At 66.9% G+C, this 21,265-nt stretch carries 21 protein-coding genes and 3 pseudogenes; 11 read left to right on the top strand and 13 right to left on the bottom strand.

The genetic code is table 11. The features are described from left to right. Positions 1-447: 447 nt before the first annotated feature. Positions 448-699, top strand: a complete 252-nt coding sequence (locus tag F5972_RS23465; RefSeq protein WP_150935878.1) for a GntR family transcriptional regulator — start codon at positions 448-450, stop codon at positions 697-699. Between the two features lie 245 nt (positions 700-944). Here F5972_RS23465 and F5972_RS23455 read toward each other — a convergent pair whose 3' ends face one another. From F5972_RS23455 to F5972_RS38310, 3 genes and pseudogenes are all read right to left on the bottom strand, one after another. Beyond that, positions 945-1,361 carry a type II toxin-antitoxin system VapC family toxin gene (locus tag F5972_RS23455; RefSeq protein ID WP_150935876.1) on the bottom strand — a complete coding sequence of 139 codons (417 nt, stop codon included), beginning with the start codon at positions 1,359-1,361 and terminating at the stop codon, positions 945-947. Next, a complete protein-coding gene (locus tag F5972_RS23450) occupies positions 1,358-1,564 on the bottom strand; it encodes a hypothetical protein (protein ID WP_079319669.1) in 207 nt (68 codons plus the stop codon). Before F5972_RS23450 ends, F5972_RS23455 begins: the two co-directional genes overlap by 4 nt. Positions 1,565-1,690: 126 nt before the next feature. Next, positions 1,691-1,789 (bottom strand): annotated as a pseudogene (locus F5972_RS38310) (peptide-methionine (S)-S-oxide reductase MsrA); the annotation flags it as partial. Positions 1,790-1,877: 88 nt separating this feature from the next. On the opposite strand from F5972_RS38310, the gene F5972_RS37435 reads away from it, so the two are divergent. After that, the gene (locus tag F5972_RS37435) at positions 1,878-2,057 is read left to right on the top strand and encodes a hypothetical protein (RefSeq protein ID WP_191910283.1); all 180 of its coding nucleotides are present in this window, start codon (positions 1,878-1,880) and stop codon (positions 2,055-2,057) included. Further along, on the top strand, positions 2,054-2,488 hold the full coding sequence (locus F5972_RS23435) for a type II toxin-antitoxin system VapC family toxin (RefSeq protein ID WP_150935873.1): 435 nt from the start codon (positions 2,054-2,056) through the stop codon (positions 2,486-2,488). The genes F5972_RS37435 and F5972_RS23435 overlap by 4 nt, the downstream gene beginning before the upstream one ends. On the opposite strand, the pseudogene F5972_RS38305 reads toward F5972_RS23435, so the two are convergent. Next, a pseudogene (locus tag F5972_RS38305) lies at positions 2,489-2,587 on the bottom strand (peptide-methionine (S)-S-oxide reductase MsrA); the annotation flags it as partial. Positions 2,588-2,698: 111 nt separating this feature from the next. Here F5972_RS38305 and F5972_RS39435 point away from each other — a divergent pair. Then, positions 2,699-2,836 (top strand): annotated as a pseudogene (locus tag F5972_RS39435) (HNH endonuclease); the annotation flags it as partial. A gap of 2 nt (positions 2,837-2,838) precedes the next feature. Here the strand turns inward: F5972_RS39435 and F5972_RS23425 are convergent. Together F5972_RS23425 and F5972_RS23420 are read right to left on the bottom strand one after the other, a co-directional pair. Continuing rightward, positions 2,839-3,354, bottom strand: a complete 516-nt coding sequence (locus tag F5972_RS23425; RefSeq protein ID WP_150935870.1) for a hypothetical protein — start codon at positions 3,352-3,354, stop codon at positions 2,839-2,841. Positions 3,355-3,792: 438 nt separating this feature from the next. Further along, entirely contained in the window at positions 3,793-4,953 is a 1,161-nt protein-coding gene (locus F5972_RS23420) for a hypothetical protein (protein WP_150935868.1), read from the bottom strand. Between the two features lie 188 nt (positions 4,954-5,141). On the opposite strand from F5972_RS23420, the gene F5972_RS23415 reads away from it, so the two are divergent. Together F5972_RS23415 and F5972_RS23410 are read left to right on the top strand one after the other, a co-directional pair. Then, entirely contained in the window at positions 5,142-6,530 is a 1,389-nt protein-coding gene (locus F5972_RS23415) for a recombinase family protein (RefSeq protein WP_191910282.1), read from the top strand. Positions 6,531-7,345: 815 nt separating this feature from the next. After that, entirely contained in the window at positions 7,346-8,743 is a 1,398-nt protein-coding gene (locus F5972_RS23410; protein WP_191910281.1) for a replication initiator, read from the top strand. A 196-nt stretch (positions 8,744-8,939) separates the two neighbouring features. Here the strand turns inward: F5972_RS23410 and F5972_RS23405 are convergent, their stop codons facing one another. Next, positions 8,940-9,209 carry a GntR family transcriptional regulator gene (locus tag F5972_RS23405; protein WP_076437814.1) on the bottom strand — a complete coding sequence of 90 codons (270 nt, stop codon included), beginning with the start codon at positions 9,207-9,209 and terminating at the stop codon, positions 8,940-8,942. A gap of 121 nt (positions 9,210-9,330) precedes the next feature. Here F5972_RS23405 and F5972_RS23400 point away from each other — a divergent pair, with 121 nt between their 5' ends. Both F5972_RS23400 and F5972_RS23395 read left to right on the top strand, forming a co-directional pair. Continuing rightward, positions 9,331-9,672, top strand: a complete 342-nt coding sequence (locus tag F5972_RS23400; RefSeq protein ID WP_150935864.1) for a hypothetical protein — start codon at positions 9,331-9,333, stop codon at positions 9,670-9,672. A 13-nt stretch (positions 9,673-9,685) separates the two neighbouring features. Further along, the gene (locus F5972_RS23395; protein WP_150935862.1) at positions 9,686-9,985 is read left to right on the top strand and encodes a hypothetical protein; all 300 of its coding nucleotides are present in this window, start codon (positions 9,686-9,688) and stop codon (positions 9,983-9,985) included. 872 nt (positions 9,986-10,857) lie between these two features. Here F5972_RS23395 and msrA read toward each other — a convergent pair. Next, entirely contained in the window at positions 10,858-11,520 is a 663-nt protein-coding gene (msrA, locus tag F5972_RS23390; RefSeq protein ID WP_150935860.1) for a peptide-methionine (S)-S-oxide reductase MsrA, read from the bottom strand. Between the two features lie 134 nt (positions 11,521-11,654). On the opposite strand from msrA, the gene rarD reads away from it, so the two are divergent. From rarD to F5972_RS23375, 3 genes are all read left to right on the top strand, one after another. Continuing rightward, positions 11,655-12,560: an EamA family transporter RarD gene (gene rarD, locus F5972_RS23385; protein WP_150935858.1), complete on the top strand. Its 906-nt coding sequence runs from the start codon at positions 11,655-11,657 to the stop codon at positions 12,558-12,560. 75 nt (positions 12,561-12,635) lie between these two features. Beyond that, the gene (locus tag F5972_RS23380) at positions 12,636-13,463 is read left to right on the top strand and encodes a TIGR03621 family F420-dependent LLM class oxidoreductase (RefSeq protein ID WP_150935856.1); all 828 of its coding nucleotides are present in this window, start codon (positions 12,636-12,638) and stop codon (positions 13,461-13,463) included. Positions 13,464-13,554: 91 nt separating this feature from the next. Continuing rightward, a complete protein-coding gene (locus F5972_RS23375; protein ID WP_150935854.1) occupies positions 13,555-14,298 on the top strand; it encodes an SDR family oxidoreductase in 744 nt (247 codons plus the stop codon). A gap of 53 nt (positions 14,299-14,351) precedes the next feature. Here the strand turns inward: F5972_RS23375 and F5972_RS23370 are convergent, their stop codons facing one another. The 5 genes from F5972_RS23370 to nuoL are packed head-to-tail and all read right to left on the bottom strand — an operon-like array spanning position 14,352 to position 21,225. Continuing rightward, entirely contained in the window at positions 14,352-15,299 is a 948-nt protein-coding gene (locus tag F5972_RS23370; RefSeq protein ID WP_150935851.1) for a hypothetical protein, read from the bottom strand. Positions 15,300-15,324: 25 nt separating this feature from the next. Continuing rightward, positions 15,325-16,320: a polyprenyl synthetase family protein gene (locus F5972_RS23365; protein ID WP_150935849.1), complete on the bottom strand. Its 996-nt coding sequence runs from the start codon at positions 16,318-16,320 to the stop codon at positions 15,325-15,327. Between the two features lie 11 nt (positions 16,321-16,331). After that, the gene (gene nuoN / locus F5972_RS23360) at positions 16,332-17,882 is read right to left on the bottom strand and encodes an NADH-quinone oxidoreductase subunit NuoN (protein ID WP_150935847.1); all 1,551 of its coding nucleotides are present in this window, start codon (positions 17,880-17,882) and stop codon (positions 16,332-16,334) included. Then, positions 17,879-19,384 carry an NADH-quinone oxidoreductase subunit M gene (locus F5972_RS23355; RefSeq protein WP_150935845.1) on the bottom strand — a complete coding sequence of 502 codons (1,506 nt, stop codon included), beginning with the start codon at positions 19,382-19,384 and terminating at the stop codon, positions 17,879-17,881. The genes nuoN and F5972_RS23355 overlap by 4 nt, the downstream gene beginning before the upstream one ends. Then, positions 19,384-21,225 (bottom strand): NADH-quinone oxidoreductase subunit L, encoded by a 1,842-nt coding sequence (gene nuoL, locus F5972_RS23350; RefSeq protein WP_150936272.1) that lies wholly within the window; start codon positions 21,223-21,225, stop codon positions 19,384-19,386. Before nuoL ends, F5972_RS23355 begins: the two co-directional genes overlap by 1 nt. Positions 21,226-21,265 lie beyond the last annotated feature (40 nt).

Genomic DNA, 21,265 nt, shown 5'->3' with positions numbered 1-21,265 from the left:
AAGGGCCGCGCGGCCGGTCCTGCCACTCCAGACGTTTCCGGCTCCGTAGCGCGATGCCTGGCTGGACAGCGATTCCTGGACAGTCCCATTCTGGGAAATCCACCCGATCGTCGGCCAGCCGACGCGGCCCTCCCTGCACCGCCGTCATCGCGCCGGCGACCGGCCCGTCTATTCGGCCAGTTCGCGCCGCAGCTCGTCCAGAGTCTCAGCGGCTACCGTCATGCAAGCACCGGCCACGAGCTCGGCCTGGGTAAGCCGATGGCCCCACCGCGTCGCGTACCAGTCCCCCGGCCTGTCATCCGCTCGGCTGCGCCAGATCGACCAGCCGGGAAGCCCGCTACCAGGTCCTCAAGCTCTGTCATGCCCGCAGGTTACAGAGCCTAAATATACCTGTCTATAGCTATGAGCTCCTATGCCTCGTCTAGAGCTGCTACCTACAGTTGCCGAGTGATCGACTACGACCCGACGCGACCCAAGTGGGTGCAGATCTACGAGGTCGTACGCGCACGTATCGAGTCGGGCGAGTACCCGCCCCGCTACCTCATCTCCGAGGTCCAGATGGAAGGCGAATTCGGCGTCGCCCGCGTGACCATCCGCAAGGTGACCGCCAAGCTCCGCGAAGACGGCCTCATCGTCACCACTCCGGGCATGGGCTCCTTCGTGGCCCAGGACAAGAACGAGACCTCCGAGCAGGCCTGAACCGCCACCCGGAGGTCTCAGCCAATCCCGGCTTACTCCTCCGAAGAGGTTGTCAGCCCAGTCGGGCACCAGGCCGAAGGGTCACCTGCGTTGACACCCGTGCCGCCGATGCCGCAGTAGCCGTTTGGCACCTTAAAAAGGTATTGCTGGTGGTAGCACTCCACTTCAGGCAACAAATCGCAAGGCTCGCGCCCGTGCCGTTCGACCAACAGATCACTGCCCAGGACCGCGGGGCGGGACGGTCCTCAGAGCCGCTCCGGCAGGAGCATAAGTGCACCGGTGTGGTGGGGACGGACGATAGTGAAGTGGCGGCGATCAAGCGTTGCCACTTCCGTGACGCCGAGGCGCTCAGCAATGGCGACCACAGAGGCATCAACCGCCCCGAGTGGGAGACTTGCGTACGTCTCCACCAGGTCGCTCATACGCCGCAGATCACGTTCTGTGAGATCCACCAAGGTCAGACCTGCTCCGAAGGAGCGCAGAAACGCCGCCTCCGCCTTGCTCCCCTGCCGCTTCTCTACAAGTTGGCACACCTCCGTGACCACGGTCGCGGGGACGAGCAAGGGTCCTGGGTGGGTCCGCAGAAGTCGTGCGCAAGCCTGATGATGACGGTCCCGGACGTTCACGGCCGCAACCAACGGACCTGAATCGATGACGATCACAAAGAGTGATTGTCCTCCGCACGGAGAATCTCCTCCGAGCGTTCCGCGAAATCCGGCTCCGCTTCAAGCAAGCCGATGAACGGCAGGTCGCGTACGACAGGCGGCTCTTCGAGCTGATCCCGCACGAGCCTGAGCAGAGGAGCCACCTTCTCCTCTGGCAGCCGATCAACCAGGTGGTGGAGTTCCTCGCGCATCACGCTCATGTATCGAGTGTAATCAGTGGGACCGCCCCGGACAGCCGCGCAGCACGGCAGCTGATCGCGGCCCGCCGAGAGCGGCTGCGCCGGCCCGGGGCAGCCTGGGCTCCGGGCCGACTGGTTCCTGCAAGATCAAGCATCGCCGGCGGTCAGGCCGACGGGGCAGCTCACGCCCGTGCCACCGATGCCGCAGTAGCCGTTTGGCACCTTAAAAAGATATTGCTGGTGGTAGCGGTTCACTTCAGGCAATAGATGCCTCCTCACCTCACGCTGCGACATCTCACTGCCTGCGGGCAGGTCGGGGCCTACACTTGGCAGCATGGACTTGGACAACGAAGGCTGGGCCGACATCGAGGAGCCCCTCGACGCGCCCGCGCTTCCACGGCATCTCGCCGCGCTCGTCGGCGCGCTACAAGGGCCGGCAGACCTCGGCGTCCACCATGACCGGTACCTCACCTATCCTCACCGCGAGGAGTCCGACGGAGCGATCACCGCGTGATCCTCTGCGACACGGGACCCCTCGTCGCGGCATTCAACAGGGCCGACAAGGACCACGCTCGCTGCGTCCGGTTTCTCGCGCAGAACTGGACCAAACTCGTCGTACCGTCGCTCGCGGTGACAGAGATCTGTCACCTGCTCTCCGATCCGGTGCGTCGCGGCAGCCCCACTCTTGCAGCCGAGTTCTGCGCCGCCATCGCCGACGACGAGCTTCGCGTGATCGAGGTGACGCCTCACGACTACCGGCGAATGTCCGAGCTGCTCTCGGCCTACGCCTCGCTCCGCCTACAGGCCGTGGACGCCTGCGTGATAGCCCTGGCCGAGCGCTTCGACCTTCGCCAAGTCGCCACGCTGGATCAGCGCGACTACCTCGTCGTTGCCCCTCGTCATCTTCCCAAGGGGCAACGACTCACGATCCTGCCAGCCGACTGATCAGGCCTCGCCGGCGGTCAGGCCGACGGGGCAGCTCACACCGGTGCCGCCCAGGCCGCAGTAGCCGTTTGGCACCTTGAAAAGGTATTGCTGGTGGTAGCACTTCACTTGAGGCAATAGGTCTCGGCTAGCGCGGGTTGGACCGGAAGTCAGCCCAAAGCTCGACCGCCTGCTGCAGATCTCACCTCAGAGGGACCACCACAGCCCGCGTGGGCGCGACTCATGGTGAGTCGGCGACGCAAGACCCTCGCGCCCTGCCGGTCCTGCCACGTGTCGGTGATCTCTTGCTGCTCCTCCGACGTGGCGGCGTCTGTCGGCCGAGACCGCCAGGCGCCCGGGGCGGCGTAGGGCTACATTCCTCGCGCCCGCTGGTGCGTATCCAGAGGAGTGACGTTCTCTGGCAGTTCGTCATCGGCTGCTCGCTCGGCCACCTTCTCAAAGATCGCGCGGGCATCTCTGCCGATGTGGTCACTCTCCGGCGACTCCAAGGAGAGGATCTTCTCCGCCAGGTAAATGGCACCTCGGAGGTTTGCCTCCACCGCATCCGGTCGCCGTTCGTAGATCTTGCTGATCCAGATGTTGTTCCAGCTGCCCTTTTTGTGGCCTTGCTCTACGTAGGCGAGGAGCAGCCGCCCCACCTCTTCCTCCGCGGTCACTTCTCGTGCGGGGGCATGGTGCTCACCGAGAGTCTCCTCGACCCTCCTCAGCGCCCCCTCTATCCGCGCGATCGCCTTCTGCACCTCCGTGACCTGACGCTTGATTTCCTCGGCCGCCGTCCGCGTTTCATGAGAGGCATCTCGGGCCGCCTCTGCGGCATGTCTAGTCCGGCCCAGTATCGGGCCCTTCGCACTCCCTTGCTCCGTCATACATCCCCTCGCCTGGGTTGATGGAGACATCACCCGGAAGGTACGAAAAGAGAGGACCACCAGCCAGGCACGATTCCCTGCCCAGCTGGAAAGCGAGCGGTGGCCAACAAGGCCATATCAACGTCCCCCAGTCAGCCGAGGAGGACCAGGTCGGCGATTCGGAGCAGGCGGGCGACGTAGGTCCGGCCCTCGCGCCGGCGTAGACGCGGAAGCAGCGGCCGCAGATCGCGGGCGCGCTCCCTCACGATACGGAGTTGATTCCAGCACCCCGCGCTAACTTCCTACATACCTGGTCAGAGGGCCTGCACAGGAGTCGAGGTTACGGGGGCTAGTGGGAGCTCCTCGCGGGGTTGAGCCTGTGCGGAGGTCTCGTTCCGAAGCAGGCACCAACTCCCTACCCAAGGATGGCGCATCGATGCTCCCAGGGGGAAGGGAGGCTTAGATCCTCATCCTTCTACACGCCCTCTTGTACTCCTTCATGCAAGCTTCAATCGCCGCATCGTCCACAGAAAGCTCCAGGGTCAAATTTATTTCTAGCCTGCCCCTATTTGGCATCTCCAACCACTGCGGTATCCTGCCGTACTCTTCCACTACCCGATCAACAAAATCCCGTATATCTCTAGCCGGCCTATCCGCCACCCGGGCAGCAAGCTCCGCGGCATGGCGCATCTCCTCTGGATATACAGTGCCGCGAATATCACTTGCCCAATCTAGGAGATCTTCATAAGTGGAGATTATCCGCCCGGCAAAGTGGATAATCTTCCCGGGATCCCCAGGGACTCCAGGAGGACCGAAAGCCTCCTCCTGAGCTCTTTCATCGAAGATAGGCTTGATCCCGTTACCGACAACAAGGGCGTCACCAAAGACGCCGCCGAGGCGAGCTACTGCAGACTTATCGTCGAGATATACGCCGTTGCGCCGCCCATATCCCATCTGAAAATCGCGCCATTTTCCCTCGAGTCGCTCTTTCCCCTGCAGGAGTGACCCAGCAAAGAGGAGGTACTCCCAAGCTGGCGGAGCTTGCGAAATCAACAGCTGCTGCTCTTCGGGATTTCGCGGAACCCAAGTAACTACTGGATCCCTTTGATCTACTCTAAGAGATTCTATTTGCTCAGTTATCTCCTCAAGCTTCCACATGATGTCATTCGCAAGAAGATTCGGGAAGAGCTCTCTAACACTCTTGAAGCGCTGCAGCACTCCAGCAAAGTAATCCGGCCCTCGCCAGCTAACTTCAATACCAGCATCACGCCCCGCCTTCAATATGCGGGAAGCGATGGCTTCCGGTATCGGATAGTTCGAAAGAAACGTCCAGTGACGAATCTCCCAACCCCCATCACCTTTGAGGGCGATAGCCTTTTTCAGATCACTGCTCATCTTGGCATATATTTCACTATCTAGACCGCGATTTTGGATCCTTTTAAAACAGTGGGCCGCAAATATCCGTTTCTCAGACTTGAGATAGCCGTCATTTCCTCTATCCGGCCTATCGTCATCAATTGGAAGAAAATCATCTCCGTACTCAGCTCGAAGGACAGTGTTACAGAGACGCGTGAAATCCTGAGGAACCGTTATTAGTTCTATCTGGGCTTGAAGGTTCACTCATCCACACTACATCGGCAGCCATACACTGCGATTCGATTCCACGCATTTCGGACACGATAACGGCCTGATTTATGCAGTCCCATATACGTCATACCTGCCCAAAATATCCATAGCGGGATGAATTTCGGATGGAAACCGCTGGCGACAGTCCTGAGGCTCGGGCAATAATTGCTGCGGAGGTCGCCTTGGCAACGCACACGCCCCCCATTCCCGTCGTCTCCTACGCTCGTATCTCCGCCGACACCAAGCGGGACGAGCACGGAGTCCAGGACCAGCACAAGCTCAACCGGGAGACCGCGGCCCGGTACGGCTGGACCGTCGTCCACGAGTTCACGGACAACGACAAGTCGGCTGCAAAGGCCGATGTCGTCCGCGACGAGTTCGAGGCCATGTTGAAGGTGCTCCGCTCGGGCGAGCTTCCGGACGGCCCGGAGGTGCGAGGCGTCGTCATCGTGGCTGAGGATCGCCTCGCCCGACGTCCGGGTGACTACGAACGCTTCGTTGAAGCGATCACCTACCAGGACGGCCGCGTCTTCGCGGACGCGCGGGGTCAGAAGGATCTCTACAGCGAAGACACCGAGAGCATGGGTCTGTTCGGCGCGGTCATCTCCAAGATGGAGGTGCGGAAGATGCAGCGCCGTATACGCCGCTCCCATCGGGCACGCGCCGAGCAGGGGCTACCCGTTGGCGGCACGCGTCCCTTCGGCTGGTTACCCGATCGCTTGACTCTCGATCCGCAAGAGGCACCTCTCGTACGTCAGGCGATCCTCGACCTCGTCGCCGGCCGATCGCTCAACTCCATCGTGAACCAATGGCAGCGGGGTGACGTGAAGACTTCCCTGGGCAACCGCTGGACTTCCCGCTCCCTGAAGGTCACATTGACCAACCCTCGGGTCTGCGGCTGGCGCGAGATGAACGGCGAGTTGATACGAGACTCCGAGGGCAACCCGGTGGTCGGGCAGTGGCAGCCGATCGTGACGCCGGAACAGTGGATGGCGGTCAAGTCCATCTTCGACGCGCGCAAGGGTCACTTCGTCTACCGGGACGGTCGACTCGGCCCGATCCTTCCGCGAGACTTCAAAGAGCCCCGCCACCTGCTCACCGGGTTCCTCCGGTGCGGCCGGACCCAACCAGACGGCGCTCTGTGCAACGCGTCCCTCCGGGTCACGCACCAGAAGCACTGCGTGCAGCACATCTACATCTGTCCCGCCAAGACGGTGGGCGGCTGTGGCGGTCTCGGCAGACGTGGGGACATGGTTGACCTCTACGTCTCGGAAGCGGTCCTCGCGAAACTCGAAGAGGTGCAGTTGGCCTCTTCCACAGGCCCTACCGAGTGGCCTGGTCAACAGGATTACGAAGACGCCAAGGCTCGGCTCGAAGAGCTACGCGCCCAATGGACGGCAGGGAATATCAGTAATGAGCTGTTCTTCTCGGCGGCTCCCGATCTGGAGAAGCGCATATCCCGCCCTTCGCACGGACGCGCAGAGCTTCGCGGCGACAGCTCAACGACGACAGGCCCGCTCGGCTACCGACGTGGCCGAGATACGGCGGCGGTGGTTCCTATCGGAGAGTGAGGGCGGTCTACCGCTCTCGTTGAAGCGGTCCTACATCCGGGAGGCGCTGCACGCCGTGATCATCTACCCGAGCGGCAAGGGGCGCAGGCGCTTCGATCCCGACCTTCTTGAACTGGTCTGGCGTGAGGACTGAGGACGCGAGAACCCCCAAGACGTCCAGGACGTCTTGCGGTCGACGGTAGCTCCTCCAGCCTTACCGCCAGGCGACAACCCCCTTACCAGTCTCCCACCACAGCCGGACGTCTACGGACGCCGCTGGACGCCAGCGGACGCCCTGGGACGCCGTCAAAGACGTCATGCCAATTCCGGCTTCGGAACTGACCGGTACGCATATGCGTTCTTCTGGGGTAGAACAGAACTGCAAGAAGTCACCGTCTCCCTGACGGAATGACACAGGCGAGAAGCTACGCGACCCATTTTCCGGCGTGCATGAGATCCGGGCGGCATACAAAATAATTAACGCCGTACCGCTGGAGGGACCCGGCCCAGCGGCAGGCGTCACGCCCTTTCATTTTCTGGTCGCACACTCCCAGGTTCTCTCGCTGACGTGCCCGTGTTCGGCCGTTCGGCTGCTGGCTCACGGTGCTCGGCGTCTGTTCCGCATGCGCGGCGGTGGCTCCACCCGCGAGGAAAGGAGCCCACCTGACCACACAGACCCCCATGTCTGCCCAGGAGTGGGGCAGACGCAAAGCCGCCGAGTCTCCTCGTTGGTCTGCCGACAAGTGGCACCGGGTGGCCGCCGTTCTCGGTGCCGTGCTGGCCGACGAACCTGGCCGCACCGATCCCGCCGACGAGAAGAGCGGGAGGGATGCCGCGTGAGCGAGCTTCCTCCCCTCTCCCCCGATGTCCTCGCTGCTGCCCAGCGCGCCGCCATGCCGGACTTCGCCCGGTGGCAGGAGATGGTGCGGGCGACGGGCGGCTGTGCCCAACCGATCCGGCTCCAGGGACGCCGGATCACCTTCGATGCCGGGTTGGAAGTGCTGGACGTCTACCGGACGGCCGACGAGCCGACCGGGTATCTGCTGACCGCGTGTGGCAATCGTCGTGCATCCCGGTGCCCGGCGTGCTCGGAGGTCTACCGGGACGACACCTATCACCTGATCCTGTCCGGCCTGCGCGGTGGCAAGGGCGTCCCCGAGGACGTGAGCGCTCATCCCCGCGTGTTCGCCACGTTCACGGCCCCCTCGTTCGGCGCGGTCCACGCTCGCCGGGTGAAGAGTGACAAGGTGTTGCCGTGTCGTCCTCGGCGGGACAACCCGGTGTGCGCGCACGGCAGGCCGGAAGGCTGCGGGGTCCGCCATGCCGACGATGACCCCCAGGTCGGGCAGCCGATCTGCGTGGACTGCTACGGCTACCGGGACGCGGTGCTGTGGAACGCGCACGCGGGAGAGCTGTGGCGGCGCTTCACGCAGGCGCTACCGGCGACCTTCGCCCGGCACCTGGGCATCTCGCGGGCCGAACTGCGGCGGCGGCTTCGGCTGTCGTACGCAAAGGTGGCCGAGTATCAGGCGCGGGGCCTGGTCCACTTCCACGCCGTGATTCGCCTCGATGGACCGGACGGGCCGTCCGATCGCCCGCCGGACTGGGCAACGGTGCCCGTGCTCCAGGAGGCGATTCGGGAAACCGCGGCTGCGGTCTCGGTTCCGGTGCCGGACGATGACCCGTCGTTCGTCGGCCGGTGGGGCACGCAGCTCGACGTGGACCCCATCTATGTCGCGACCTCGGTTGAGGGCATCGCGGATCAGCGTGTGGCGGCCTACATCGCGAAGTACGCCACGAAGGGGGCCGAGTCCGCCGGCACCGTGGACCGGCCTATCCGGGAGGTGCCCGATGTCGCGCGACTCGACGTCACTGAGCATGCCCGGCGCATGATCTACACCTGCTTCGCGCTCGGCAACGATCCGGCCTACCGGTTGATCCCGTTGCGGCAGTGGGCGCACATGCTCGGCTACCGGGGCCACTTCTCAACCAAGAGCCGCCACTACTCGACCACCCTGAGCGCGCTTCGGCGGGTGCGGGCCGACCACCAGGCCGAGCGGGCTCGGGAACGGCGCGGCCTGCCTGATCCTGCCGAGCGGGAGACCGTGACGGTTGGTGAGTGGCGTTTCGCCGGGAGCGGGTACCGGCACGGCGAACACCTGTGGGCCGAGCTGATCCGGCAACGTGTCGCCACGGCGCGCCGGATCGCTCGTGAGCGGGGAGAGTCGGCCTGACCGGCGGGATGTGGGTGGGAGTGGTGCGGCCGGCGCAATGCCGTAGGCACCCGAAGGGCCGCGAAGCGGTTGGGCCGGCGGCGCCACGGCCGGTGGCTACTGCCCTTGGCTCGTCGGCTCTACGCTTGGTGCGCCTTCCATCGTCTCGCTGACAACCGATAGAAGGCTGAAGGCCCCTGGACTCGTTCGGGGGCCTTCACTCGTCTTCGGTGTCTCTCCTGGGCGGGCCGCCGGTCTCAGGGTCGGCGACAAAGGTTCCCTTGCCGAGCACGGTGTAGACGTCTCCGGCTTTGAGCAGTTCGTTGATGACACGGCGTGCGGTGCCCTTGGCGATGCCGAACTCTTCGGCCATGCGGGGTTCGCCAGGGATGGGGTGTCCCACCTGGTATTCGCCCGTCCGGATACGGCGTCGTATCTCTTCGAGGACGGCTTCCCATTTGAGCTGGTCAGGCCGGAACTCGATCACGGGCTCAAGAGTAGGAACGAAAGCGTTCCATGTCGTTACCACAGGTACCTAGAGGTACCTAGGAGTAGGACTAGGAAGGTCGGCGTACGCTAAACCCGTCAGCGAGACAGATGGGAGAGCTATGCGTCAGAACACGATCAGCAACCGAACCGCCGACCAGCAGGCGGGCATCCTGGCCGCCCTCAGCGACCTGCTCCGGTCCCAAGAGGTCCGTACCCGGCTCATCAGCCACATCACCGTGCGGATGACCGGGTTCCCGATCTGGGACCCGGCAGTCTCGGAGCTGGACATCTACGGCCTCGGCGGACAGGTCGCGACGGTCACCATCGACCAGGAGAACAAGCCGCGCCGCTTCCTGATCAAACTACCGAAGTCCGGGACCGTCGTTCCGCTGTCCACGGTCGACCAACCACAGTCCGCCGTCCGGTGGATCGCCAACTGGGCCAACGGCGGGCCACGGTAAGGCGGCGGTACTGGTGGCCGCCTCCATCCCGCACCTGGACGAGTGCCTGAGTCCGCACTGGGAGATGCGCCAACAAGATCACGTGAAACTCGTCTGGCATGAGCCGTTCGAAGGGGTCCGGCGGGTGCGGGCGCTTGCGTGGACGTGCGACTGCCGAGCCGTCGTCTACGAACTACTCCAGTCCGGCGGACAGGCGTTCATCCGCAAGACCACCCAGACCGAACCCACACCAAAGGTTGAAGAAACACACCGCTGGTCCATAGAGGAGGCCCGCAGGGCGTGGCATGCCCTGCTCCTCGGCGAGATGCGATAGACGGCCCAGCCCTCACGCGGCCCCGCTCACCTCGGGCGGGGCCGCACTCGCGTCTACGACCCGCGCCACTCCTCCCCCGCCCCCGATAGCTGCCGACATCAGTGGCCCGACCGAGGTGTCAATGCCGTCTTCATGTGTCCGTTCACCAGCGACGTACACCGCAACCCGACACCCAACCCGCACAGACGGCGTTGACACCGACCAAGGGCCACGAACAATCGAGCAGCGGGGGCGGGGAGCGGCCTTCGGCTGACTGTCTAATCTGAGTGCCTGCAGTCTGCTTCCATACCTACACCAGCCACACTCTCCTGACGATTCGGAGTAGGTAGAGATTATCTTCTAGATACTATGTATCTATGAAAGAAGCAGAGAAAGAGGTGCCGCGGAGACCGGATACAGAGGCGGTTTACTGGACACTCACCGATATTGCAGGTTTCCTCAATGTCCAAGTCAACACGGCGCGAGTCTACAACGCCCGGGCCAGTCTCAACCGCAGGAAGGGGACGCCGAAGCCAGGCGACCTGCCGGAACCCGACGCGATATTTGGCCGGTCCCCCGTGTGGAAACCCGCCACGATCATTGCTTGGAGCGAAGAACGCCCTGGGATGGGCGTTGGGGGCGGACGCCCTCCTAAAGACCATTCGGAATGATCAACTCCCTGCGGGCCACTGTGGATTAAGCGCGGGCGGCGCGGGCCGGGACCGGCCCCCAGGCCGCATGCCCGGCCCGCTGGCCGCCCGGCGCGCTGCGAGCCGCCGCAGGCGGCTCGCCTTGACCTTGTAGTGAAGGTTCTCGCCGAAAACGGCTCTGGCCCCTGATCGGCACCGGGCTTGCCGGGCGACCAAGGGCCAGGATCAGTCAGTTACCGCAGGTCAGGCCTCACCAGTGGTCAGGCCAATGGGACACGCGACGCCCGTGCCTCCGATCCCGCAGTAGCCGTTAATGTTGCGGAAAAGGTATTGCTGGTGATAATCCTCCGCGAAGTAGAACTCGCCGGCGGGGGCTATCTCGGTGGTGATCTCGCCGTACCCGGCGTCGGTCAGCACCTTCTGGTACGCCTCCTGGGACGCCAGGGCGGCCTCCAGTTGCTCGGGGCCATGGGTGTAGACGGTCGACCGGTACTGCGTGCCGACGTCGTTGCCCTGGCGCATGCCCTGGGTGGGGTCGTGCGCCTCCCAGAAGACCTTGAGAAGCTCCTCGTACGACACCTGGGCCGGGTCGAAGACCACCCGGACGACCTCGGTGTGCCCGGTGAGGCCCGAGCAGACCTCCTCGTACGTAGGGTTGGGCGTGTAACCGCCCGCGTAGCCCACCGCGGTCGAGACGACCCCCGGGGTCTGCCAGAACTTCCGCTCGGCGCCCCAGAAGCAGCCCAGCCCGAACTCGGCGATCTCCGTTCCTTCGGGGTACGGCGGAGCCAGCGGCGCGCCGAGGACCTGGTGGCGGGTGGCCACCGGCATGATCTCGGCCCGGCCCGGCAGCGCGTCCGTGGGCTCCACCATCGTCGTCTTGTCCCTGCCGAACAGCCAGCCCATCACGGACCTCCCCTTCTGTCTGCCATCACCAACCACCCACCCGGCCGCGTTGTTCCTCACGTAAGGAGTCCTAAACTCCGGGCATAGAGGTCCTTATTTGTCCTGAATCCAGGTAAGCAGCGAAGATAGGCGACATGCCTGATACCCGCCGTGGCCTCCTGTTCGGCGTCGCCGCGTACACGATGTGGGGTCTCTTCCCTCTCTACTGGCCCCTGCTCAAGCCGTCCGGAGCGGTGGAGATCCTCGCGCACCGGATGGTCTGGTCGCTCGTCGTGGTGGTCGCGGTCCTCGCCGTACGGCGCCACTGGTCGTGGATCCGCACCATCACCCGCCGCCAGCTGATCCTCCTCACCGTCGCGGCCGTCACGGTCTCGGTGAACTGGGGCACCTACATCTACGCCGTCAACACCGGCCACGTGGTCGAAAGCGCCCTCGGCTACTTCATCAACCCCCTGGTCAGCGTGCTCTTCGGAGTTCTGGTCTTCCGCGAGCGGCTACGCGTGTGGCAGTGGGCCGCGGTCGGGCTGGGCGCGCTCGCGGTTCTCATCCTCACGCTCGACTACGGGCGCCTGCCCTGGATCGCCCTCGTGCTCGCCTTCAGCTTCGGCTCGTACGGCCTGATCAAGAAGAAGGCGGGGGTGGGCAGCGCCGAGAGCCTGACCATCGAGACCCTCGTGCTGCTGGTGCCGGCCCTCGCCTACCTGCTCGTCCTGGAGGCGAACGGCACGGGCACCTTCGCCCACCACGGCGCCGGCCACGCCCTGCTGCTGGTGGCCGCCGGCCTGATCACCGCGGTGCCGTTGCTCTTCTTCACCGCCTCGGCACTGCTGGTCCCCCTCACGGTAATCGGCCTCCTGCAGTACATCGCTCCGGTGCTGCAGTTCCTGTGCGGCGTGCTGATCGTCCACGAGACCATGCCCGCCAGCCGGTGGGCCGGCTTCGTCGTCGTCTGGCTCGCGCTGAGCCTCTTCACCTGGGACAGCATCCGCGCCGCCCGCACGTCCCGCCGCGAGCGCGCCGCCGAACTCCAGACCGTGTAGTACGCCCCGGGGAGTACGGCTCCCACCACCGACGGGGGGACGACCTCGGCCGTCCGCGGCGGCGAGGATCAGCCCATGAGCAAGGACTTCCGCTTCGGGATCGTCGCCGGCCTCGCCCCCGACGCCGCCGCGTGGACGGCCACGGCCCGCCGCGCCGAGAATCTCGGCTACTCGACCCTTCTCGTCCCCGACACGCTGGGGACACTCCCGCCGCTGCTCGCCGTGACGGCGGCGGCCACCGCCACGACGACGCTGCGCGTGGGCACGTTCGTGCTGGCCGCGCCGTACCGCAATCCCCGGTTGCTGGCGCACGAGCTGGCCGGGGTCGACTTCCTGTCCGGCGGACGGCTGGAGGTCGGCGTGGGGGCCGGACGCCCCGCCGCCGAGCAGGACGCCCGCACGCTCGGCATGCCGTACGGCACGGCGGGCGAGCGGGTCGCCCAGGTCAGGTCGGTGATCGGCGAGGTGCGGACGGCGTTCACCGAGGGCGGCCTCAGCGTGCGGCGCCAGGGGCCGCCCATCCTGGTCGCGGGCTCCGGCCCCCGCATGCTGGCGCTCGCCGCGGAGAAGGCCGACATCGTCGCGCTCGCCGTGCCCGCCGTCACATCCGAGGAGGGCCTGCGCGGGCCCGTCGGCACGCTGCGGGAGCTGGCCGGGGCGAGGTTCGACGACATCGAGCTGAGCCTGAACCTCTTCCAGGTCGGCGACGTGCCTGCCCCGTGGCTGCCCGAGGGCTCCCCCACCATCCCCGACGACGCGGCCGCCGTGCTGCGCGGCTCGCCCCGGGAGATGGCCGACACGCTGCTGCGCCGCCGCGACGATCTGGGCATCTCCTACGTCACCGTCAACGGCTTCTACGCCGACGCGTTCGCTCCCGTCGTCGAGCTTCTCACCGGCCGCTGACGCGCTGCGCCGGCAGTCCTCGGGCACCCTCGACGGATCTCGCCTGGTCGGCCGGAGATAGCATCCGTGGCATCGAGCGAAGGAGAAGACGATGCGAATCGCAGTCGCCGGCGCCACCGGGAACATCGGATCGCTCACCGTCGCCGCTCTCGAACGGGACGGGCACGACGTCGTACGCGTCAGCCGCTCCCTCGGCGTGGACCTGATGACGGGCGAAGGGCTCGACAAGGCCCTGGACGGCGTGGAGGCGGTCGTCGACGCGATCAGTTCGGCGGCGACCGACCGGGACGAGGCGGTGGCGTACTTCGGCACGACCACCCGCAACCTGCTCGCCGCCGAGGAGCGGGCGGGCGTCCGCCACCACGCGCTGCTGTCGATCATCGGCATCCACCGGGTGGAGGGCAACGCCCACTACGCCGGCAAGCGGGAGCAGGAGCGCCTCGTGTCCGCCGGGCCGGTGCCGTGGACGATCGTCCCGGTCGCGCAGTTCCACGACTTCGCCGAGACGGTGGTGAGCTGGACCGAACAGGACGGCGTCGCGACGATCGCACCACTGCTCGTGCAGCCGATCGCGCCCGCGGACGTGGCCGACGTCCTCGCCGAGATCGCGGCGGGCGAGCCGCGGGGACGCCATGCCGACGTTGCCGGCCCCGAGCCACAGGACCTCGTCGACATGGCCCGGCGCACCCTCGCGGCGCGCGGCCGTACGGTCAGGCTCGTGCCGACCTGGTCAGGACTCTTCGGCACGTCGATGGCCGGAGACGTGCTCCTTCCCGGCGAGGGTGCCCGCATCGCGCCGACCACCTTCGACGAGTGGCTCGCCGACCAGAAGTAGGCCTCCTGCTCGGCCACCGGCCGGTCGGCGCGGCCCCGGGCCCGCTTGAGACGTCAGGCCAGCGCCGCCTCGGCCCTGGCGTACGCCGCCTCGGCGATCTTCGGCAGCAGTACGGCGGGGTCGACGCGCGGCTTCGGCCACTGTCTGGAAATCCGAATCTCCAGGACGTAACGCGGCGTCCGCACCACCTCGGCCCACTGCCAGACAGGGACCTTTCGGCTACCGGTGATGCGGAAGGCGAAGGACCTGGTGCCCAGCCGCGGCACGGGGAACGGCTCCACCGCTCCGGTGCCGGCCCCGGTCCCCTCAAGCTTCCGGCACGACTCCACGCCGGTGGTGTCCGCCAGGTGGTCCAGCATCTCGGCCGGCCCGGTGGTGATGGTTTCGCCGAACACGAGAGAGTTCCCTGCGTCCGGCGGGGTCGTCAACTGCGTCGCCGCGATCCATACGCCCCGCTGGTCGAAGTCCCGCAGCACGGCGCTCCATGTCCCCGAGGTCCATTTCCCACACAGGGAGGGCCCGTGCAGGGGGCTGCCGAGCATCCGAAGTCCGATGAACAGCGACGCGTCGTCGACGGGGGCCGGCAGACCGACCACCGCCCCCGGAGTCGTATCCGACTCGTGCGCCGGACCGAAATCCGTGAGCAGCGCCGACAGCAGGCGCGGATTCGCGGCTCCAGCGCCCGGATCGGGCACCGGGATGGGTTCACCTTCCTCCAGCGCCCAGCCCATCAGGCCCAGTTCCTCCGACTCGGGAGGGCTGGGGCCGAGTCGTCCCTCAGTGGGCACAGGCGAAACCGCCGCGACGAGCGCGTCGGCCAGGGAACGCGCCGGGTCCTGGGCCGGGTCGAGCGTGACGGCCTGGTCCTTGTCCACGACGATGGCGTTGCCGGGCGGCGAGTCCGGCGGCGCCGGGGCGGCGGGGGTGCCCGCTCGTTGCGTCCCGCAGCCTGTCACCGCCAGGGAAAAACACAGGGCGACCGCGGACCGGGTGAGTCTCACCCGGTCAATGATCTACGAAAAGGCGTCAGCCCGTACGGTCGACGACGTAGTCGCACAGGGCGACCAGCGCCGTACGGGCGGGGATGTCGGGCAGGCCGGCGAGGGCGGTCTTGGCCCGGTCGGTCCAGCGGATGAGCTCCGCGCGGGCCTGCGCCATGGCGTGGTTGGCCCGCAGCAGCGTCAGCGCCTCCTCGACGTCCTCCTCCGCCACCGGCCCGGACAGCAGCGTACGCAGCCGCGCGTCGGCGGGGTCGCCGGAGGCCAGGGCGTACAGCACGGGGAGCGTGCGGATGCCCTCGCGCAGGTCGGTGCCGGGCGTCTTGCCGGAGTCGGACGTGGGGGCGGCCACGTCGATGAGGTCGTCGCCGAGCTGCCAGGCCACGCCGATCGCCTCGCAGGCGTCGGTGAGGCGATCCACGACGTCGGCCGGAGCGCCGGCCAGCATGGCGCCGAAGCGGCCCGAGGTGGCGATGAGCGAGCCGGTCTTGTCGGCGAGCACGCCGATGTAGTGGGCGATCGCGTCGCGGCCCTCGGCCGGGCCGATCGTCTCGCGGATCTGGCCGCGCACCAGCCGGGAGAACGTGCGCGCCTGGATCCGGATCAGCTCGCTGCCGAGGTCGGCCAGGATCTCCGACGCCTGGGCGAAGAGGTAGTCGCCGGTCAGGATGGCCACGGTGTTGTCCCACCGGGCGTTGGCGGACGGGGAGCCCCGGCGCACCGGGGCCTCGTCCATCACGTCGTCGTGGTAGAGCGTCGCCAGGTGGGTCAGCTCGATGACGACGGCCCCGGGCACGACGCCCGGAGCGTCGGGGGTGCCGAACTGGGCGGCGAGCAGCACGAGCATGGCCCGGAACCGCTTGCCGCCCGCCTCGATGAGATGCCGGGACGCCTCCGTGACGAAGGCGTCCTCGCTCTCCACCGACGAGCGCAGCAGCTTCTCCACCGCCGCGAGCCCGTTTCCGAGATCCTCGGCCAGCCGCTCGTCGACGAGAGGAATGTCCACTACGGGCGGCGCGGCCATACGGAGATCTCCTATCGGACGAACAGGGACTGCGCAGCCGAGTGCGCGAGGTCAAGCAAGGGCTGAGGGAACACCCCGAGAACTACCGTAGCCAATGCCGCGATACCTACCACCGCCGCGGTCCCCCGCGAGGGCAGGACGACGGACGGGCCGTCGGCGGCCGGGTCGCTGAAGAACATCAGCACGATGACCCGCACGTAGAAGAACGCGGCGACGGCCGAGGCCACCACGCCGACGATGACCAGCGGCAGCGCGCCCCCGCTGACGGCCGCCTGGAAGACGGCATACTTGCCGAAGAACCCGCTGGTCAGCGGGATACCGGCGAAGGCCAGCAGGAAGAAGGCGAACGTGCCGGCCAGCAGCGGCGAACGCTTGCCGAGCCCGGCCCAGCGGGACAGGTGCCACGCCTCGCCGCCCGCGTCGCGCACCATCGTGACGACCGCGAACGCGCCGACCGTGGTGAAGCCGTACGCCACCAGGTAGAACAGCAGGCCCGAGAGGGCCGCGGTGTTCTGCGCGGCGCTGCCAGTGGCGATCACGCCGACGAGCAGGAAGCCGCCGTGGGCGATCGAGGAGTAGGCGAGCATCCGCTTGATGTCGGTCTGGGTGATCGCGAGGATCGCGCCGACCACCATCGTGAGAATCGCCACACCGTAGAACACCGGACGCCAGTCCCAGTCGAGGCCGCCGAGGCCGACCCAGAACACGCGCAGCAGCGCGCCGAAGGCGGCCACCAGGGTGCCGGAGGCCATCAGCGCCGTGATCGGCGTGGGCGAGCCCTGGTAGACGTCGGGCTTCCACGCCTGGAACGGCGCCGCGCCGATCTTGAACAGCAGGCCGACGCCGAGCATGGCCGCGCCGATGTAGAGCAGGGTGTCCTGGCCGCCGACCGAGCCGAGCGCGAGGTTGATCTTCGCGAGGTCGACCGACCCGGCGTAGCCGTACAGCAGCGCGGTGCCGTACAGGAAGAACGCCGAGGAGAAGGCGCCGAGCAGGAAGTACTTGACCGCGGCCTCCTGCGACAGCAGGCGGCGGCGGCGCGCGAGGCCGCACAGCAGGTACAGCGGCAGCGACATGACCTCCAGGGCGACGAACGCCACCAGCAGGTCGTTGGCCGCCGGGAAGAGCAGCATGCCGCCCACCGCGAACAGCAGCAGCGGGTAGACCTCGGTGTGCGCGGCGCGCTCCACCAGCGACTGCTCCTCCTCGGCCGAGCCGGGCAGGGCCGCCGCGGAGCCGACGAAGTGCTCCTCGTCCTTGATGAGCAGCACGCTCACGAAGGCGAGCACGAGGATCGTGCCCCAGATGAACAGCGCCGGGCCGTCGACCGCCACCGCGCCCATGGCCGCGGGCTTGGTCGGCACGCCCTTCAGCGCCTGCCACACGGCCAGCGCGAAGGCGCCGGCCAGCGAGAGGAGCGTGAGCGGCAGGTGAATCGCCGAGCGCAGGTAACGCGGCGCGAACGCCTCCACCAGCACGCCGACGATCGCCGCGCCGAAGACGACGAGCATCGGCGCCAGCAGGGCGTACTCGATGGTGGGCGCCTCAATGGTGCCGTTCACTTGCCCTCCTGAGCAACGGGTACGGCCGGCTTCGGGTCCGTGACCGAGACGCTGGACAGCGTGTCCTTCACGGCGGGGTTGATCACGTCGAGGAGCGGCTTGGGATAGAAGCCGAACACCAGCAGCAGCGCGATCAGCGGCGCCACCACGAACTTCTCCCGCGCGTTGAGGTCCGGCAGCGTCTTCACCGACTCGGCGGTCGGGCCGTTCATCGTCCGCTGGTACATCCACAGGATGTAGATCGCGGCGAGGATGACGCCGGTCGTCGCGATGACGGCGGGCACGAGATAACGCTCGTAGGTGCCGATGAGGACCATGAACTCGCTGACGAACGTGCTCAGCCCGGGCAGCGAGAGGCTGGACAGACCCGCCACCAGGAACGTCCCGGCGAGGATCGGCGCCACCTTCTGCACGCCGCCGTAGTCGGAGATGAACTGCGAGCCCCTGCGGTAGATGAGGAAGCCCGCGACGAGGAACAGCGCGCCGGTCGAGAAGCCGTGGTTGACCATGTAGAGCGTCGCGCCCGAGGCCGCGTTGGTCGTCATGGCGAACACGCCCATCGCGATGAAGCCGAAGTGCGACACCGAGGTGTAGGCGATGAGCCGCTTCATGTCGGTCTGCCCGATGGCCACGATCGCGCCGTACACGATGCCGATCACCGACAGCGTGATGACCAGCGGCGTGAAGAACTTCGCGGCGTCGGGGAAGAGTTCCAGGCAGAAGCGCAGCATGCCGTACGTGCCGACCTTGTCGAGCACGCCCACGAGCAGGACGGCCGCGCCGGCCGGGGCCTGGGCGGCGGCGTCCGGCAGCCAGGTGTGGAACGGCCACAGCGGCGCCTTGATCGCGAAGGCGACGAAGAAGCCGAGGAACAGCCACTTCTGCGTCGTCGCGTCCTGGATGGTCCCGACCAGGTCGGTGAACATGAACGTGCCCTTGCCGGCGATCGAGTAGAGCGCGATCACCGCCACCAGCATCAGCAGCCCGCCGAACAGCGAGTACAGCAGGAACTTCACCGCCGCGTACGACCGCTGCGCCCCGCCGTACGACCCGATCATGAAGTACATCGGGATCAGCATGGCTTCGAAGAAGACGTAGAAGAGGAAGACGTCGGTCGCCGCGAAGACGCCGATCATCATGGCCTCGAGCACCAGCAGCAGCGAGAAGTACGTGCGGACCGAGCGCTTGCCGGCCTCAGCGTCGTGCCACGAGGCGAGCACCACGATCGGCACGAGGATCACCGACAGCAGGATCAGCACCAGGGCGATGCCGTCCACCGCGACGCCGTAGTGGACGCCGAACGCGGGAATCCAGTCGTACGTCTCCGCGAACTGGAACTTGTCGCCGTTCGGGCTGAACTGGACCGCCATGGCGACGGTCAGCGCCAGCACGATCAGCGACACCACGAGGGTGAACTGCTTGGCGAGCTTGTCGTTGCGGACAAGGGTCACGCCCAGCGCGCCGAGCACGGACACGCCCATCAGGGTTGAAAGCCAGGGCATCACAGGTTCCCTACGACGAGCCAGGCACCGGCCAGGATGGCCGCGCCCAGGAAGATCGACAGCGCGTACGAGCGGACGAACCCGGTCTGGATCCTGCGCAGCCGCCCGGAGGTCCCCCCGATGCCGGCGGCCAGGCCGTTCACCAGGCCGTCGACGCCGCGGTTGTCGAAGAACACGGCCAGGCGGGTCAGCCACTGTCCGGGGCGCATGAACAGCGCCTCGTTCAGGGCGTCGCCGTACAGGTCACGACGGGCGAAGGTGGTGAGGAACGAGCCGCGCGGGGCGACCGCCGGCACCTCGGCCGCGCCGTACCGGAACCAGGCGAACACCGCGCCCACCGCGACGAGCGCGAGCGTGGCCAGCCCGGTGAGGCTGAACGGGTGGAAGGACGGCATCTCCTCCGGCGCGCCGACGGCCGGCGCGAGGAAGGTCATGAACCGGTTGCCGAGGACCAGGAACGCGCCCAGGCCGATCGCGCCGACCGACAGGATGACCAGCGGCCAGGTCATGACGGCGGGCGACTCGTGCGGGTGGGCCGTCGGCTCCCAGCGCTTGGCGCCGAAGAACGTCATGAACACCAGGCGCGACATGTAGAAGCCGGTGATGCCCGCGCCGAGCACGGCCAGCCAGCCGAGGACGGCGTTGTGCTCCATCACGGTCTCGATGATGCCGTCCTTGGTGAAGTAACCGGACAGCAGCGGGAACCCGATGATCGCGAGGTAGCCGATGGCGAACGTCGCGAACGTGACCGGCATGACCTTCCGAAGCGCGCCGTACTTCCTCATGTCGACCTCGTCGTTCATGGCGTGCATGACCGAGCCCGCGCCGAGGAACATGTCGGCCTTGAAGAAGCCGTGCGTGATCAGGTGCGCGATCGCGAAGGCGTAACCGGCCGGGCCGATGCCCGCGGCGAGCACCATGTAGCCGATCTGCGACATCGTCGAACCGGCCAGCGCCTTCTTGATGTCGTCCTTGGCGGTACCGATGATCGCACCGGCGAGCAGGGTCGCCACGCCGACGATCGTCACGACGAGCTGCGCCGTCTCGGCGCCCTGGTAGATCGGGCCGGACCGGACGATGAGGTAGACGCCGGCGGTGACCATGGTCGCGGCGTGGATGAGGGCCGAGACCGGGGTCGGGCCCTCCATCGCGTCGAGAAGCCAGGACTGCAGCGGCAGCTGGGCCGACTTGCCGCACGCGCCGACCAGCAGCAGCAGGCCGATGGCGGTGAGCGTGCCCGAGGACGCCTTGGACGCGTTCGCGAAGACGTCGTTGAAGGCCAGCGTGTGGAACGTCGCGAAGATCGTGAAGAGGCCGATCAGCAGGCCGAAGTCGCCGACGCGGTTGACGATGAACGCCTTCTTGGCCGCGGTCGCCGCCGAGGGCTTGTGCTGCCAGAACCCGATCAGCAGGTACGACGCGAGGCCGACGCCCTCCCAGCCGACGAACAGCGCGACGTAGTTGTCGGCCAGCACCAGCAGGAGCATCGCCGCGACGAACAGGTTCAGGTAGGCGAAGAACCGCCGCCTGTTCGGGTCGTGCGCCATGTAGCCGATCGAGTAGATGTGGATCAGCGAGCCCACACCGGTGATCAGCAGGCAGAACGAGATCGACAGCGGGTCGACCAGCAGGCCCACCTTCGCCAGGCCCGGGACGAAGTCGTACAGCTCGATCCCCCGGCGGCGCTCGCCCGGGGCGAGGCCGAGGAGCTGGACGAACGACAGCGCGGCCACCGCGAACGACGCCACGGCCATGAGCACCCCGAGCAGGTGGCCGAACCTGTCGGTCCTCCGGCCGCCCAGCAGGAGGATCGCCGCTCCCACCAGGGGCAGAGCGATCATCAGCCAGGCGGCCCCGATCGCTCCACCGGAGTGCTGGATG

The sequence above is a fragment of the Microbispora cellulosiformans genome (genome assembly GCF_008728085.1).
Lineage (GTDB): Bacteria > Actinomycetota > Actinomycetes > Streptosporangiales > Streptosporangiaceae > Microbispora > Microbispora amethystogenes.
The sequence above is the reverse complement of the archived record's forward strand: the minus strand, read 5'-3'. Positions and strand labels throughout refer to the sequence as shown.

Excerpts from the sequence above, each read along its gene's own strand:
- F5972_RS23380 (WP_150935856.1), top strand. The coding sequence starts at position 12,636 with ATGAGCAAGGACTTCCGCTTCGGGATCGTCGCCGGCCTCGCCCCCGAC.
- F5972_RS23425 (WP_150935870.1), bottom strand. The coding sequence starts at position 3,354 with ATGACGGAGCAAGGGAGTGCGAAGGGCCCGATACTGGGCCGGACTAGA.
- nuoL (WP_150936272.1), bottom strand. The coding sequence starts at position 21,225 with ATGATCGCTCTGCCCCTGGTGGGAGCGGCGATCCTCCTGCTGGGCGGC.
- F5972_RS37435 (WP_191910283.1), top strand. The coding sequence starts at position 1,878 with ATGGACTTGGACAACGAAGGCTGGGCCGACATCGAGGAGCCCCTCGAC.
- F5972_RS23355 (WP_150935845.1), bottom strand. The coding sequence starts at position 19,384 with ATGCCCTGGCTTTCAACCCTGATGGGCGTGTCCGTGCTCGGCGCGCTG.
- F5972_RS23450 (WP_079319669.1), bottom strand. The coding sequence starts at position 1,564 with ATGAGCGTGATGCGCGAGGAACTCCACCACCTGGTTGATCGGCTGCCA.
- rarD (WP_150935858.1), top strand. The coding sequence starts at position 11,655 with ATGCCTGATACCCGCCGTGGCCTCCTGTTCGGCGTCGCCGCGTACACG.
- F5972_RS23400 (WP_150935864.1), top strand. The coding sequence starts at position 9,331 with ATGCGTCAGAACACGATCAGCAACCGAACCGCCGACCAGCAGGCGGGC.
- F5972_RS23375 (WP_150935854.1), top strand. The coding sequence starts at position 13,555 with ATGCGAATCGCAGTCGCCGGCGCCACCGGGAACATCGGATCGCTCACC.
- msrA (WP_150935860.1), bottom strand. The coding sequence starts at position 11,520 with ATGGGCTGGCTGTTCGGCAGGGACAAGACGACGATGGTGGAGCCCACG.
- F5972_RS23365 (WP_150935849.1), bottom strand. The coding sequence starts at position 16,320 with ATGGCCGCGCCGCCCGTAGTGGACATTCCTCTCGTCGACGAGCGGCTG.